Annotated in this window: 13 protein-coding genes; 11 read left to right on the forward strand and 2 right to left on the reverse strand. The window is 46.4% G+C overall.

Features of this window, described 5'->3' with window-relative positions; all coding sequences use genetic code 11:
* Positions 1-156: 156 nt before the first annotated feature.
* Complete coding sequence (locus tag IE104_RS05390; protein WP_189416524.1) at positions 157-2394, forward strand: methyl-accepting chemotaxis protein; 2238 nt, start codon at positions 157-159, stop codon at positions 2392-2394.
* 43 nt (positions 2395-2437) lie between these two features.
* Here IE104_RS05390 and IE104_RS05395 read toward each other — a convergent pair whose 3' ends face one another.
* Positions 2438-4393 (reverse strand): hypothetical protein, encoded by a 1956-nt coding sequence (locus IE104_RS05395; RefSeq protein WP_189416526.1) that lies wholly within the window; start codon positions 4391-4393, stop codon positions 2438-2440.
* A gap of 261 nt (positions 4394-4654) precedes the next feature.
* Here IE104_RS05395 and IE104_RS05400 point away from each other — a divergent pair, with 261 nt between their 5' ends.
* The 3 genes from IE104_RS05400 to IE104_RS05410 all read left to right on the forward strand — a co-directional run bounded on the left by IE104_RS05400 (position 4655) and on the right by IE104_RS05410 (position 8441).
* The gene (locus IE104_RS05400) at positions 4655-5902 is read left to right on the forward strand and encodes a sensor histidine kinase (RefSeq protein WP_189416528.1); all 1248 of its coding nucleotides are present in this window, start codon (positions 4655-4657) and stop codon (positions 5900-5902) included.
* Between the two features lie 23 nt (positions 5903-5925).
* Positions 5926-7437, forward strand: a complete 1512-nt coding sequence (locus tag IE104_RS05405; protein ID WP_189416529.1) for a sigma-54-dependent transcriptional regulator — start codon at positions 5926-5928, stop codon at positions 7435-7437.
* Positions 7438-7577: 140 nt separating this feature from the next.
* A complete protein-coding gene (locus IE104_RS05410; protein WP_189416531.1) occupies positions 7578-8441 on the forward strand; it encodes a transporter substrate-binding domain-containing protein in 864 nt (287 codons plus the stop codon).
* Positions 8442-8458: 17 nt separating this feature from the next.
* Here IE104_RS05410 and IE104_RS05415 read toward each other — a convergent pair whose 3' ends face one another.
* Positions 8459-8650, reverse strand: coding sequence for a PA3496 family putative envelope integrity protein (locus tag IE104_RS05415; RefSeq protein ID WP_189418462.1), 192 nt, complete (start codon positions 8648-8650; stop codon positions 8459-8461).
* A gap of 259 nt (positions 8651-8909) precedes the next feature.
* Between IE104_RS05415 and fliE the strand changes: the two genes are divergently transcribed.
* The 7 genes from fliE to IE104_RS05450 all read left to right on the forward strand — a co-directional run bounded on the left by fliE (position 8910) and on the right by IE104_RS05450 (position 15554).
* On the forward strand, positions 8910-9284 hold the full coding sequence (gene fliE, locus IE104_RS05420) for a flagellar hook-basal body complex protein FliE (RefSeq protein ID WP_189416532.1): 375 nt from the start codon (positions 8910-8912) through the stop codon (positions 9282-9284).
* Positions 9285-9343: 59 nt separating this feature from the next.
* Positions 9344-11041: a flagellar basal-body MS-ring/collar protein FliF gene (gene fliF / locus IE104_RS05425; RefSeq protein WP_189416534.1), complete on the forward strand. Its 1698-nt coding sequence runs from the start codon at positions 9344-9346 to the stop codon at positions 11039-11041.
* A 35-nt stretch (positions 11042-11076) separates the two neighbouring features.
* Positions 11077-12108, forward strand: a complete 1032-nt coding sequence (gene fliG, locus IE104_RS05430) for a flagellar motor switch protein FliG (protein WP_189416535.1) — start codon at positions 11077-11079, stop codon at positions 12106-12108.
* 102 nt (positions 12109-12210) lie between these two features.
* Positions 12211-13005 carry a flagellar assembly protein FliH gene (locus IE104_RS05435; protein ID WP_189416537.1) on the forward strand — a complete coding sequence of 265 codons (795 nt, stop codon included), beginning with the start codon at positions 12211-12213 and terminating at the stop codon, positions 13003-13005.
* A 167-nt stretch (positions 13006-13172) separates the two neighbouring features.
* Entirely contained in the window at positions 13173-14552 is a 1380-nt protein-coding gene (gene fliI, locus IE104_RS05440) for a flagellar protein export ATPase FliI (protein ID WP_189416539.1), read from the forward strand.
* Between the two features lie 13 nt (positions 14553-14565).
* Positions 14566-15018, forward strand: a complete 453-nt coding sequence (gene fliJ, locus IE104_RS05445) for a flagellar export protein FliJ (RefSeq protein ID WP_189416540.1) — start codon at positions 14566-14568, stop codon at positions 15016-15018.
* A 230-nt stretch (positions 15019-15248) separates the two neighbouring features.
* Positions 15249-15554 carry an STAS domain-containing protein gene (locus IE104_RS05450; protein ID WP_189416542.1) on the forward strand — a complete coding sequence of 102 codons (306 nt, stop codon included), beginning with the start codon at positions 15249-15251 and terminating at the stop codon, positions 15552-15554.
* Positions 15555-15576: the final 22 nt, after the last annotated feature.

Genomic DNA, 15576 nt, shown 5'->3' on the forward strand with positions numbered 1-15576 from the left:
CGCCACACTCCTGCACTGGTATTGTGCAAATCCCTTTAAAAACCCTCTTGCTAAAGCTGGCAAGCCGCCAGCTTTGCGTCACTTTTTTCGCAAAATTGAAAAACAATAATAGTGTTCTATGATGGGGACTGACTTGAATTTCATCGGTTCCCTATCATGAATGCTTACTATAAACAGAAAGAATTCGAGGAGCATCCGCTCCAGCCTGGTGATAAAAACCATCAAGCGTTTGATAATTATCGAATGGAGCCTGGTGCTATAACGCGTGGTTGGTTGCCATGGTTTGGTAAAAACTCTAAAGCATCTTTATCGGTTCCATGTCTTGTCAATCGCGGCCAAATTCCACGTATAGAAAAAACCTTTGCGGGCATGGTGGCAACGCGCATCAATATTATGACCGAGTGGGCAAACCAGCACTGGGCACGGCTTAATTATCTGGCGGCAGAGCTTGAGCAAAAATGGCCGAATGGCTTGAGCGATTCATTGGTACGTTTTCGTAGGCTTAATAATGAAGCATCCGAAATATTTATTATTAATACTCGCCATGAAATTATTGCTTCAACTGCGTCTGAACGTATAGGTGAGTTAGATTCCAATAAAGTGCCTGCGCAATACCTTCAAGCGCCTTTTTTATTAGGGCCTTATTGCGATCCCTACACCGAAAAACTGGGAGCAACCACGTCCAAGTTTCACGATCAAGTTACGCTCATGTTTTACCAGCCTATCCGTATTAATCATGAAGTAGTTGGAAGTGTCTGCGTTCGTATTCCCAACGATGTGCTCAGTGATCTAATCCAGCGTGAAGATGGCCATGTTTATCGTGGTTCGGGTGATAACTATTTGTTTATGGTTAAATCTAACCTTGATAAAAGTATTTTGCCGGGTACTGCATTGTCGCGTTCACGCTTTGAAGATAGTACTTTTTCCGGTGGTGACAATTTAAAGAATGGTATACCCACTAGTAATGGCGTAGTAAAAGTTGCAAAACACACAGAGTTTGAATTGCGATTTGTTGACCCTATAACTTCGCAATTGCATCCTGGTGTTCAGCAAACTATTAACAAAGGGAAAAATATTTTTGTGGATTATCCGGGCTATCCAGACTACCGGCATATTCCAGTTGTTGGCGCAGGCTCAACGTTTCAAATGCCCGGTTCACCGGATACATGGGGATTGATGTGTGAGGGCGATCTGGAAGAGGTTTATGAGCAGCGCAGCTTAAATTACATTCTGTTCACGCGACTGGTGTTGGGTTTGGGTATTGGATTTGTTTTCCATTGGCTGTTGATAAATTATTTAAAATTGACGGCACCTGATAATTTACTCGCTACATTGTTTGCTTATTCCTTACCGCTACTTTCTGTATGGTTGTTTGGTGTCAGGGCGAGAATGGCAAAAGTTAAGGAGCTGACGGATTTCTTTCTGGGCGTGGCAGAATGTGGTGAATCACTCAATAAGCGAATGGACTCCGGTTTATTTGCTAAAGATGAAATTCGAGCGCTTGCCGATTGGACCAATAGCTTTGTGGACAAGATGGATCACACGGCGCAGGGTATGATTAGTATTGAAAGTGAGTTAAGTCGCGTTTCAGGTTCGCTTAATAAAACCGCTATTACTGCCAAAACCTGTTCTGTTGAATTATTGGATTCAGCGCAACTCACTGCCAATGCCACCAGGATTCTCCACGAAAGTGTACATAATATGGCTGAGACTATTTCAGTCAGTGCTACAGCATCAGATCGTGCACTCAATGAATCCATAACGGGTAAAAGTGTAATTGAAAAAAATCGCACAGAAATTACTTTGCTCGAACAGCAAATTGAAAAGTCAGCCTTGACGATTAATAAGTTAAGCGATGAAACTCAAACTGTAAGCCAGGTAATCCGTATTATTTATGATATCGCCCAGCAAACTAATCTATTGGCCTTGAACGCCGCGATTGAGGCAGCGAGGGCGGGGGAATCCGGGCGTGGTTTTTCTGTGGTGGCAGATGAAGTCCGTAATTTGGCTTCGCGCACAGCGGAGGCGACAAAAACAATTTCTGCGAATTTGGAATCTATTAAAGAGCAAGCTTTAAGTTCGGTCACGTCTATGCAAGATTGTCAATTAATCGCTAATAACAGTGTTGGTTATGCAGAGATTGCCAATGATTCCATTTCTAAAATACATGACGAAATAGAATCGGTTAAAAGCCAGTTGCATCACATCAGTGAAATTATGCAAGAGCAAAATTCGCAGGCCACAATTGCCATGCAGCAGGCCGCGTCCATTTCATCCTATGCAAATACAACGGCAGAGAACGCAACTGAAACCAGAGCGTTGGTTGCAAGTGTTGCGCAGTTGGCTATTTCTTTATCGAAAGCGGCTAAGGATTTGAAGGGGGCTGCAAGCTAATAAAAAGCACCGCTCGTTAAAGAGCGGTGTTTTTTTAGCAATATTATTTTTTCAAACTAAATGCATCGCGAATTTTCCATTCCGGTTTGTCCTGGTCTGCACGTTCAATCCACAAGGGGCGGTTATCCTTGTGAACATTTGTCACCCAGCGTTGTGGTACGGCATCTGTTCCTATCATGTATCCATGCAAAGTGCCTTTATTATCGATACGGAAGCGCAAAAAGCCTTTGTATCCTTGGTGCGCGATGGCAGAGAAAGCATTGTTCGCCAGGCCGCCAAAGCGCGCCACCAGCGCAAAATAAACACCAAATAGAAAACCACCAACCACAACACCGCCTAAAAAAATCACCATGCCTTTTGAATAGGGATCAAGGTGAAAATATCCGCCGATCCAAAACAAGGTTGCTGCCGCCAATATGTGTACGATGCTATAAATTGCGCTGAGGGCAAACGCGCGACCACCATCTTCCATGGCGATAGAGCCGCATAGACCAATCAATACGGCATGTACAAGAAATGCGAGCGGACTAAAAAACAGGGCTTTAAACCAAAGGACAATAAAACTGGGCAAGCTGATTTCACCAATCCGGCTCGCATGGATAAAACCGTCGGCCTCAAAGGAGTTGGTGAATACGAAACTGTTGCAGTAAACCGCCAGGAAGTAGAGCAGGCCGAGCATAATCGGGAACATAAAATTACCGCCCAAGAGCCCGCGTTTTAGTTCACCGATTCGTTGACCACAGCGCTGGATGAAATTGCCCTTCGCCTCGTCCTTAAAAAGTCCAAAAATCGAGGTGGGTTTAAATAAGGCGATTAAATTCCACCAGGACAGGCCTTTGCTGGTTTCACGGCTGGGATAGCTTTTTTGATGGCTGTATTCACGCTGATTTTGGGCCTTGCTGCCTTTTGACTGGAGGCCCACGCAGACACGCTCTCTTATATCGGGTGTCATGGCGTCATCGTCATCGATGCGATCTAAAACCTTAAGGTCGGACACCCTTTTGGCATGGGTCGGATGCAAAAAAGCCCCGCCAGATCCGCAAGTTACAAGCAAGTCCTCATAATCCAGTTGAGCTCCAGTGGTCGCAGATTCACGCACGTAATGGTGTAAATCTCCCGCAAGGCGCATGCGAATTTTGATGCCCGCATTTAGCAAAGCTGCCTCCAGGCGTTGATAACGACGAGGGTAGCCTTCACCGGCGCCATCGCCAAGCGGACGCGTCCAGTAGGGTTCCGGGTAGAGCAAAATGACGTTGTGCCCCGGGTGAATTGTCTTATCTGATTGCTCATTTGAGGTTTCAATGAGGTTTAAAAAAGCTTCGTATTGGGTGCGATCCAGATCTCCCACCAGTGCAAAATCCAACCCCAAAATCCACCAATCATGGGGTAGGCGGGTTGCAAAGTAGCTGCGGTTTTGAGGGGTATGGGCTTGTAAAAAGTGATTGGAGTAGTCGCCGATAAAGTGGCGGTTGAAGCTGGAAATATTATCAAACCAATCGTGGTTTTGCGGAATGGATACCACGTGTAACTTTTTATCGGCGTGAGCTTCGCTGTTGACGCTCGGCCGAGCTGCTTCCCACATCTCGATAAATCGATATTGGTATTCTTCGTTGCTGGCGCCGGGGTAGGCGAGGTCACCCCCCAATACCAGCAGATTGCTCGCGGGTAGCTGGGTCATTATGTCCGTAACCACTACGCCTTTATCAATGCCGACCGAAAGCTCGGGGCTTTGGACAGCGCGCGCCACCGTATAACTGGCATTGCCTCCGTCACCGCTGTCAGACATGAAGTCCCACCAGTAATCACCACCGGTGTAACCCTCCGTTTGGTCGATCACCTCAAACTTTTCTGTGAATAATTCGCGGCGATCAAAGTTGCGAATGAAATCACCCGTAGCCACCATTTCCCGTGCAGCGCGTAACAATACATAGGGGTGATACCAGGCAACCGGCCAACGCAGGTGAGGCGGCTCGTGCTTACCAAATTTATAGTCAGCCACTTTATTTCTCCTTTAGTGGTAGGCGCCTGGGGCGATTTTTAATTTGGCCAAGTGTAGCACCCGATAACGAAAATATGGCGTTCGGATTGATAATTACCCATTACCTGAATAAGTGCCAAGCTTTTGACTTCAAAAATTAAAGGCTTTTTAACTCATTGAATAATAAACAAAAAGTCTATTGGCATTGCCTTTGCAAAACCTCAATTAAGAACCCATTTTGGCGTTGATAGTTTGACGCTGACATTTAGTATGAGGTGGCCCATGGCGGGCATGCAAACCATCCAACCATTGAACAAGCCGTTAAAGCTGGTATCGCTGGACGCTGCCGAGCCTGTGTCTGTCTCCAAACAAGGCGATAAGGGACAGGATCTTAAAAGCGCGTTCGACCTTTTTAACGAGATGTCGCAGCAGCTGACTGACTCCTATTTCATGCTGGAAAACCGTGTTGCCGAGCTCAATCAAGAGCTGAGTACGGTTGCTGACCAGCGTATGCAGGAATTGGCTGAGAAAGAGAAAATCGCTAATCGTTTGGAAAACCTGCTCAATTTCCTCCCCGGTGGAGTCGTAGTGCTGGATTCCTCCGGGCGTATTTCCGAATGCAATCCTGCGGCCATTGATTTGTTGGGTGAACCTTTGCAAGGTGAATTGTGGCGCGATGTTATCGTCCGTTCGTTTGCACCACGTCAGGATGATGGCCATGAAGTGTCGCTGCGTGATGGTCGTCGTATCAGCATCTCAACCCGTAACCAAGGCGAAGATGGGCAAATTATTTTGCTGACTGATCAAACTGAAACCCGTCGCCTGCAAAGCCAATTGAGCCGCCACGAACGTTTGTCTGCATTGGGCAAGATGATGAGTGCGTTGGCGCATCAAATTCGCACGCCTTTATCTGCAGCCATGTTATATGCAGGCCACTTGTGCAACAGCAAATTAGACGAAGAAAAACGTCATCAGTTCTCCGAAAAAATTTGCAATCGTTTAAATAATATCGAACGCCAGGTGCAAGACATGTTGGTGTTTGCCAAAGGTGAATTACCTTTAAAAGATGTTGTGAGTGTTAATGAATTGCAGCAAGCATTCGCCGAGGCGATGGAAGTCCCTTTAATGACCACAGAATCAATTTGTGTGTGGCACAACGATTGTGGTGATCAAGTGATTCAATGCAATCGTGAAGCCTTAATTGGCGCGCTGTTGAATTTAGTGAATAACGCCATTCAAGCTGTAGAGCGCAATGCAAAATTGCGTATTACTTTTACGTCTACTCACCCAAAAAATGCAAACGAAGATCCGCAATTAATGATTGCTGTTTGCGACGCCGGCCCCGGTATAGCGCCTGAATTATTACCTAATCTTGGCGATTTATTTGTAACGACCAAAGCACAGGGCACTGGCCTTGGCTTGGCTGTCGTTAAAGCTGTTGCGCGCGCGCACCACGGCAATTTCAGTTTGCAATCAACACAGGGGCAGGGCACTTGTGCCAGCCTCTTTATGCCTTTCGCAATCCTTTAAAATTGGTAATCGGAGAATCACACATGGCACTCTCAGCAGCTTTCGCAGTAAATTCAAAATCCGATTTTACTCATGATGCGATTAAAGTTTTGGTGGTAGAAGATGACAGCAATTTGCGCGAGGCATTGAGCGATACTTTGCAGCTCGCAGATTACACCGTTATTGCAGCGAATAGCGCAGAAGATGCGCTTAAAAAATTAGCCGAATACGATGATTTGCGCATGATTATTTCTGACGTAAATATGGGCGCAATGAGCGGCCACGATTTGCTGCGCGAAGTGAAAGCCAATTACCCGCATATTCCCATGATGTTGATTACCGCTTACGCCAGCATCAGCCAATCAGTAGATGCGATTAAAAACGGTGCGGTTGATTATTTGGTAAAACCATTTGCACCGAATGTATTAGTCGAAACCATGGCGCGCCATTTAGGTGTTGCGCAAATTCAAGGTGATGAGCCAATTGCGCAGGCGCCCTCAAGCAGACAACTTTTACAATTGGCGCAGCGCGTTGCCAAATCAGAATCTACGGTATTAATCGTGGGCGAGTCAGGTACCGGTAAAGAAGTATTGGCGCGTTATATTCACAATCACTCACCACGTTCAAACAAACCCTTTATTGCGATTAACTGCGCGGCGATTCCAGAGAATATGTTGGAAGCCATGTTGTTTGGCCACGAAAAAGGCGCGTACACCGGTGCTCATTCCAGCGCGCCCGGAAAATTTGAACAAGCTGATGGTGGTACTTTATTGCTCGATGAAATTTCAGAAATGGATATTGGTTTGCAAGCCAAATTATTGCGCGTGTTACAAGAGCGCGAAGTAGAGCGTTTGGGTGGTCGCAAAACGATTAAGTTGGATGTGCGTGTCATTGCAACCTCTAACCGCGATATGCGCGAGCAAGTTGTTGCTGGAAAATTTCGTGAAGACTTGTATTACCGTTTAAGTGTGTTGCCCTTGCAATGGGCACCACTGCGTGATCGTTTGGAAGATATAGTTCCGCTCGCGCAAAAAATTCTGCAAAAGCATGCGCAAAAACAAAATCGTCACGGTGTAAGTTTGACCATGGCTGCGCAACAAGCCTTGTTGAGTTATTCATGGCCAGGAAATGTGCGTGAGCTGGATAACATTATGCAGCGGGCGTTGATTTTGCAAATTGGCAGCGGCATAGATGCAGTAGATTTAGGTTTGGACGCAGGCAATATTTACAGCCAAAAACCCAATTTAGTGGAGGCGGCAATGCACTATCAAACAACTAATTCCCAGCCGGTACATGCAGCACGCGAATTTGCACAAGATTTATCCGTCCCTCATTACAGTGGCGGCAATATAGCGCTGATTAGTGCAACACCTTATGCACCTAATCCAGCCTTAGGCACAGATTTAAAGCAACGTGAATACGAAATTATTATGGATACCCTGCGTAAAGAAGGCGGCAGCCGTAAAAATACTGCCGAACGTTTGGGTATAAGTGCGCGCACATTGCGTTACAAAATGGCACGTTTGCGCGAAGAAGGCTTTGCTATTACAGAGTGACCATAGAAAAGCGGGTTAATTACTCATAAAGAGTGGGAAAGGCGAGGCGTTAACTGGTATAAAGGTGGAATAATTCGAGTTATTGGTCTATATCAAAAGATACATAACTATTATTCCACTCCCGTTGTACAGGTTTCCCCATGGCACTGTTTCGTTTTACATGGCCGTATTCGATATTGCAGTGTGCCACTGCTATTGCTTTGTGTTTGTTGTTGGCAGCTCAAGCCGGTGCAGATCCCTTGCGCATTTCTATTACCGGCAACGTCCATGTCAATAAAACAGAACCTGCTTATTTTTTTGAGCAATTGCTGATTTTAGCCTTGGAAAAAACTCGCCTTACGGATGGCGATTATGTTTTGCTCCATAATGTTCATAACGGTGGCATAGCGCGCGACCGCGCCATGTTAATTGCGGGTGCAGGTATTGATGTTATGTGGGCCTCCGCAACCAAAGAACGTGAATTGCAAATGCGCGTGGTTCCCGTTGATTTGTTGAAAAACCTGAATAATTATCGGGTTTTATTGATTAACAAAGATTCCCAGCAGCTCTTCGCGAAAGTGAAAACCCTGGATGAGTTAAAAAAATTTAGTGTTGGTTCGGGTGAGCATTGGACTGACGGGAGCATATTTAGGGATAACGGTTTTAATGTCGCGGTGACTTCCAGTTATTCCGGCCTGTTTAAAATGCTTGCAGCTCGCCGATTCAACTTTATTTCCCGTGGTTTACACGAAATTGGTTACGATACTAAAGAATATAAAGACTTGGGATTAATCCAGGAACAAACAATTCTTTTAAAATACGATGTACCGATTCGCTATGCTTTTTTTGTCAACAAAAACAACCTTGCACTTGGGGATAGGATTGAGCGCGGTTTAAAAATTGCGCAGCAGGATGGTTCTTTTGACCAGTTGTTTTATCAAATGCCCAGCTTTAAAGAGGGCGAAGAGCTGCTTAAAAGCTCTCGCCGCACATTAATCGAAATTAAAAATACCAAAGCCGAATAAGCTTTCCAGCTTGCCTTCTAATTAAAATCAAATTCTGAAATCTCGCGCTTTAAACGACGCTCTTCCCATTTTATTTCCAGCTTCCTTCTGCATTCCATATTGGCTTTTATCTTGGAGCTTTTACTTTTGGCATTTACCGCCTGAAGTAAAAAAGCTGCCATCGCTTGTTCTATGACATCTGATTCGTAGTTTTGCATTGATGGGTTCATCGCATCTCTCCTGGCTTAACTGTTCTGTGAGTGGAGCAGCCTAGAACCTAAGGTAAAAGCGTGACATCTTCGTGAATAAAACAGGTCAATTTGATGACGAATCTGTGTGCTTTTTAAGCGACAGGCGAAGCTTTGCCATGCGGCAATTTTTGGCCTGCTTTGTGCAATATCCCCTGTAACAATGCAGCGTGCCAAATTATTGTCGTTACGCTGCGATTCTTCGTGAAAGATTTGCAGGTTAATTTGTAGGAGATTCCCAATGACAGATCGCGTCGATATCAACCGTCTTCTTGGTGAAATGCGCAGCATTAAATCGCAAACACAAGTATTCCAGCGCCCTCAAGCCGTAAATGGCGACCTAGGTTTGAATCGCGGTTTAACTAATCTACAAGCTGATCCCGCCAATAAAGTGCCAAGCTTTGGCGATCTTATGACCAAAGCCATTAACAATGTTAACGATGTGCAGCAAAAATCCAGCGCTATGGCTGAGGCTTATGAAAAAGGTGTCGCGGGTGTAGATATCACCGACGTTATGATTGCCTCACAAAAAGCCTCAGTATCGTTCCAAGCCATGGTTCAAGTGCGTAATAAATTGGTTGAAGCCTACAAAGATGTCATGAGTATGCCTATTTAACGGCGTTTTATTTCCAGCGTTGTCACTCATCAATAAGTAGTTAGTAAAAGGTTTTCGATATGGCCACCACAGCAGATGCAAATCTCCCAACAAAATCCAAAGGTCGCGGCGGCGATTTGGCAGAAGGTTTTAGCAGCCTGAATTTATTTCGCCAGATTGGATTAATGATTGCCTTGGCGGCGAGTGTTGCCATAGGTTTTGCTGTGGTTTTGTGGACGCAAGGCGAAGACTATCGTCCGTTGATGGGCCGCATGGATAATTTGGATGCAGGTAGCGTTGCACAAGTGCTCGAACAAAATCGTATTAAATTTAAAATGGATAACAACACAGGTGCGATTCTGGTTGCTGCCGAAGACATCCATGTTGCGCGTATGAAAATTGCGGAAGTTGGCTTACCTGGCAGTGCAACACCAGGCTTCGAGTTAATGGATAAAGAACAGCCTTTAGGTACCAGTCAATTTGTAGAAAGCACTCGTTATCAACGCAGTATTGAAGGTGAATTAGCGCGCACCATTACCAGTATTAGCAGTATTCGCAGCGCGCGCGTGCATTTGGCTTTACCAAAGAAAACTGTGTTTGTGCGCGATGCATCCAAACCTACAGCATCCGTTTTTGTAGAAGTTTTTGCAGGCCGCACTGTGGAACCTGCGCAAGTAAAAGCGATTATGAATTTAGTGGCGTCCAGCGTGCCTGATTTAAAAATGGCGGACGTAACCGTGGTAGATCAACACGGTGACTTGTTGTCTACCGGCGAAGACAGCCAGGATTTAATGCTTGCTACCAAGCAACACGATTATGCGAAAACTGTTGAAGAGGCCATGATGAAACGCATCAGTGGAATTCTTGAACCTGTTGTCGGCAACGGAAAATTCCGCACCCAAGTAAGTGCCGATATTGATTTCACCGCCGTAGAACAAGCGGCAGAAACATTTAATCCAGATCTTCCCGCTGTACGCAGTGAGCAAAAATTAATTGAATCAAAAGCAGGCGGTGCCGACGCAGCTGGAATTCCCGGCGCGTTAACGAATCAACCTCCAGCCAATGCGCAAGCGCCAGAACAAGCTGCGCCGCAAGAAGGCCAAGCCGCTGCACCTAAACCAGCAACTAATAACCGCGAACAATCCACCCGTAATTTTGAGCTTGATCGAACTGTCAGTTATACCAAACATCAGCAGGGCACACTCAAACGTCTAACCGTTGCAGTGGTAGTGGATGATAAAATTATTAAAAATGAAGATGGCACTGAAACACATCAACCATGGTCTGCAAATGAGTTGGAACGCTTGGCTATACTGGTGAGAGATTCAGTCGGTTTCTCGGCTGTGCGTGGCGACAGTGTTAATGTATTGAATGCGCCTTTCACTGCTGGCGTTGAAGTTCCTGAAACAGAATTACCCTCCGTACCTTGGTGGGAAAAGTGGTTGATGCCGCATATCAAATCTATTGCCAGCGTTATCATTATTTTGGCGTTGATCTTTGGTTTGCTACGCCCTGTATTTAAAAGTTTGGCGCGCAACGGTGGCAGCATTGCCGAACAAGAAGAAGCACGTCAGTTAGCGGCGCTAGAAGCAGCGGGCCTTGGCGGAATGGAAGGGGTTTCTGACGAAACCGTAACCTTGTCCGGTGGCAGTGCACTTTTACTCGGTGGTCCTGAACAAGGCTACGAACAACAGCTTAACGCGATTAAAGGTTTGATCGCAGATGACCCTGGCCGTGTGGCACAAGTGGTTAAAAAATGGGTCAATCAAGGCGAATAAACCAAGCGAAGCTAATGGTAGGGTGAATAAAGGCTATGGCTAATACTCCAGAAAAAGCCGGTGAAAAAACCAAAACAAAACTGCGCCCCGTAGATCAGGCCGCTATTTTGCTCATGTCGTTGGGTGAGCAAGACGCCGCTGAAATTTTGAAACATATGGGTCCGAAAGAAGTGCAGCGCATAGGCGCCGCCATGACCCAATTGAACAACGTGCAACAAACCGATGTCCAAGCGGTAATGGGCAACTTCCTTGAAGAAGTGCGCACCTTGACCGGTTTAGGTGTTGGCGCCGACGGTTACATTCGCAAAATGTTGGTGACCGCATTGGGCGAAGATAAAGCCAACGGTCTTATTGATCGTATTTTGCTGGGGGGTAATACCACCGGTTTGGATACGCTTAAATGGATGGATGCACGTTCCGTTGCCGATATCATTCGTAACGAACACCCGCAGATCCAAGCCATCGTAATTGCTTATTTGGACGCAGATCAGTCTGCCGAAATTTTGACGTATTTTCCGGAAAAAGTTCGTCTCGATATTATGATGCGCGTTGCATCACTCGACACAGTTCAACCCAGCGCCTTGCAAGAATTAAATGATATTTTGGAAAAACAATTCTCCGGTAATGCTGCATCGCAAACCAAAGCCATGGGCGGTTATAAAGTGGCTGCGGAAATTATGAACAATTTGGACGGCTCAATCGAAGCAGATTTGATGGACTCCATCAAAGAAGTGGACGAAGACATGGGCAACCAGATTCAAGACCTTATGTTCGTGTTCGAAAACCTCAAAGACGTGGAAGATCGTGGCATTCAAGCATTGTTGCGCGAAGTTTCTTCCGAGGTTCTTATTGTTGCGCTTAAAGGTGCGGACGACGAGCTCAAAGAAAAAATCTTCAAAAATATGTCCAAACGTGCAGCAGAACTTTTGCGCGACGATTTGGAAACCAAACCACCAATGCGTTTGGCCGACGTAGAAGCCGCGCAAAAAGAAATTCTTACTACTGCACGCCGCATGGCCGATTCTGGCGAAATTATGTTGGGCGGCGGTGGCGAGGCAATGGTTTAATTTCCGTCAGTTGTCGCTCGTTTGGGTTCATGCGGAAAACTAATTCCTAATTTATTGTTGTACAGGCCTGCGCACTAGTTCGCGGCTTAATTGGAAAAGAATATGACATCCAAATCCATGCCTGGTCGCATTGCATCCGAAAACTTGGGTGAAGTTACATCCTGGATGCTGCCACCTGTCGATGACACCGGAAAGGTGTTATCCAGCGCCGAAAAAGAAGCGCGCATGCGCCGTGAAAAATTGCTGCAACAAGGCAAAGAAAAAATCGAAACAGTTGAAATTCCTGCGCAACAAAAAACCGGCATGACCGCACAAGAAATGCAGGAAATTTTTGACGCCGCCGAAAAAGATGGCTTTGCCCAAGGCCATGCCGAAGGTTTAGAAAAAGGTAGAAGCGACGGATACGAAGCCGGGCGTCAGCAAGGTTTAATGGAAATGCGCGCGCAGTTAACCTTGGAGCAACAGCGCTTTCAAAGCATTGCCAACTCTTTACTGAATCCGCTGACTGCACAAGATAACGACATCGAAAATATGTTGCTTGATGTAATTTGTTCGCTCACGCAAAGCGTTATTCAACGCGAATTAGTTACAGATTCTTCGCATATTTTGGAGCTGGTAAAAACAGCTGTTGAAGCGCTTCCTGTCGGCAGTAAAAATATTCGCATTAGTTTAAATCCCGACGATTTGGCTGTGGTGGAAACTTATGCTGCAGATCAACAACTGGATTGGAAATTTTTTGGTGACATACAATTGCAACCTGGCGGCTGCAGAGTAGAAACCCCTGAAAGCCGCGTGGATTTTTCAGTATCGCAACGTTTGCAAACTGTACTTGAGCAATTTTTAACGGGGCAATTGGCGCAGTTAGATGGTGCAGATGATTCGTCGCAAGTTGAATAAAATCTTTCGAGTACTTTGCGCTCAGGATGATTGGAACAGAAGATTTGATTTTAATAGGGAGTCGTCATCCTCGCGTAGCGGGGATCCAGCTCTTAGGCAGTAACTCAAATTAAAAGCTGGATCCTCGCTACGCGAGGATGACGACTCCCCGTAAAGACGGTTTACCTATGTCAGAACGCCAATCCATCACTTCTCGTCTACAACACTACGCGCCGCGCCGTTTGGTAAACAATGAGCCTGTGGCCGAAGGTCGTATTACTCGCTCGGTTGGTTTAACCCTGGAAGCGGTTGGCTTAAAAGTGTCTGTAGGCAAACAGTGCGAAGTGATCAATAGCGATGGCCGTAGTATAGAGGCAGAAGTTGTTGGCTTTGCTGGCGACCGCGTATTTTTAATGCCTATCAAGCGCGTTGAAGGTTTGCAGCCCGGCGCACGTGTTATTCCCGTTTCTGCCCAGCAAGGTATGCGCATTGGTTTGCAAACCCTAGGGCGTGTTGTGAACGGTATTGGCCAGCCTTTGGATAATAAAGGCCCCTTGGTTGGCGATGAATTTCTGGATTTCGCTCCGCAGGAAATTAACCCACTGCAACGTCACCCCATTAGCGAAACACTCGACGTAGGAGTGCGAGCGATCAATGCGCTAATCACCGTCGGCCGCGGTCAGCGTTTGGGTTTAATGGCCGGTTCCGGCGTAGGTAAAAGCGTGCTCATGGGCATGATGACCAAGTTTACGACGGCGGACATAGTGGTCGTGGGGTTGATTGGTGAGCGTGGTCGTGAAGTTAAAGAGTTTATTGATCATATTCTGGGTGAAGAAGGTATACGGCGCGCGGTAGTAGTGGCTTCGCCAGCGGATGACGCTCCATTAATGCGCCTGCGCGCCTCGCAACTATCAAGCCGCATTGCCGAATATTATCGTGACAAGGGTTTAAACGTGCTCTTGTTGATGGATTCGCTAACCCGTTATGCGCAAGCGCAGCGGGAAATCGCCTTGGCCATTGGCGAGCCGCCAGCAACCAAGGGTTATCCGCCTTCGGTATTTGCTAAAATACCCCAATTGGTTGAGCGCGCCGGTAACGCGGACAAAGGGCAGGGCTCGATTACTGCGTTTTATACCGTATTAACCGAAGGTGACGACTTGCAAGACCCCATTGCGGATTCGGCGCGTGCGATTCTGGATGGTCATGTGGTTTTATCGCGCCGCCTGGCAGAGGAGGGTATTTACCCCGCGATTGATGTAGAGGCTTCCATCAGCCGTGCTATGCAAAACATCGTACCTGAAGATCATCTCAAACAAATGCAACGCTTCAAACAGTTGCTCTCTCGCTATCAACAAAACCGGGATTTGATTTCAATTGGCGCATATAGTCCCGGCGCAGACGCCGAGACTGATGCGGCCATTGAGCGCTTCCCTCATTTACGTGCTTTTATCCAGCAGGGCATCAATCAGCGTGTGCTCATGCCTGAATCTATCGCCAATCTCCAATCCGTTATTCGCACCCAGGCAACCAAGGGAAGTGGTCCCTTGGCGTCCCAGCATCAACGTTAGGTTGAAATAGCTTATGGCTGAATCCCGCGCCAAGCGTATGCAAGTGGTACTGACTTTGGCCGAGCGGGCAGAAGAACAGGCCGGCCAACAACTCAGTCAATGCCAAGCGCAGGTCGATGCAGAAACTGAGCAATTGCGTCAGTTAGATGAATACGCCGCCCAATATTTAACAATCTATACCGAGCGCAAAACCGCCGTCAGGCCGCAGGAGCTGATTGCTTACAGCGGTTTTATCCAGCGTTTGGGTGATGCGCGTAAAGAACAGGAAGGGCGCCTGAAACGAATCGAAGCGCAGATGGAGCGCTTACGTCAGGCTTGGCGAATAGCGCATCAAAAATGCGAGTCTATTAAAGAGCTTATTACACGGTTAAAACAGGAAGAAAATGCACTGCTCGACAAGCGCCTGCAAAAGGAATTGGATGAGCTGGTGGGGCAGGCTTACATCCGGCGTGAAAACATAGATTGACGAAAAAATAAGCACAAGTTTTTTGCCCTGAAATAGGGCGGTTTTTGGTTGGCACTTTTTAACGAATTTGCCTTGGTCGAGCTATACAAAAGGTATTTATCGACTAGGCTTAGGATGGAAATACTTAGTGTAATCACCTCCCAAAGGCTTTAGGGGTAAGGGGGTTATCGTGGTACTAAGCTAACAAGATGCAAATAATGATTATTTGAATAATGTGATAGAGGTAATTTATGGCGATCACGTCTACCGTTTCTGCAGATGGTTCTCAAGTAACTATCTACATTCAGGGGCGTTTTGATTTCAGTTCACACCAGGATTTTCGCAATGCTTATGAGAAGCTTGCCAAAACTCCAAGCCGGTTTCGGGTGGATTTACAAGGTACCTCTTATTTGGACAGTTCTGCTCTGGGGATGTTATTGCTGCTGCGCGATCATGCGGGCGGCGAGCGGGCAGAAATTGAAATTGTGAATTGCTCGCAAGATGTTAAAAAGATTTTGCTCATCTCTAACTTCGAGCAATTGTTTTCTATTCAATAATCACAAAGAACTCGTGTATTAA

The organism is Cellvibrio zantedeschiae, from assembly GCF_014652535.1.
GTDB classification, from domain to species: Bacteria; Pseudomonadota; Gammaproteobacteria; order Pseudomonadales; family Cellvibrionaceae; genus Cellvibrio; species Cellvibrio zantedeschiae.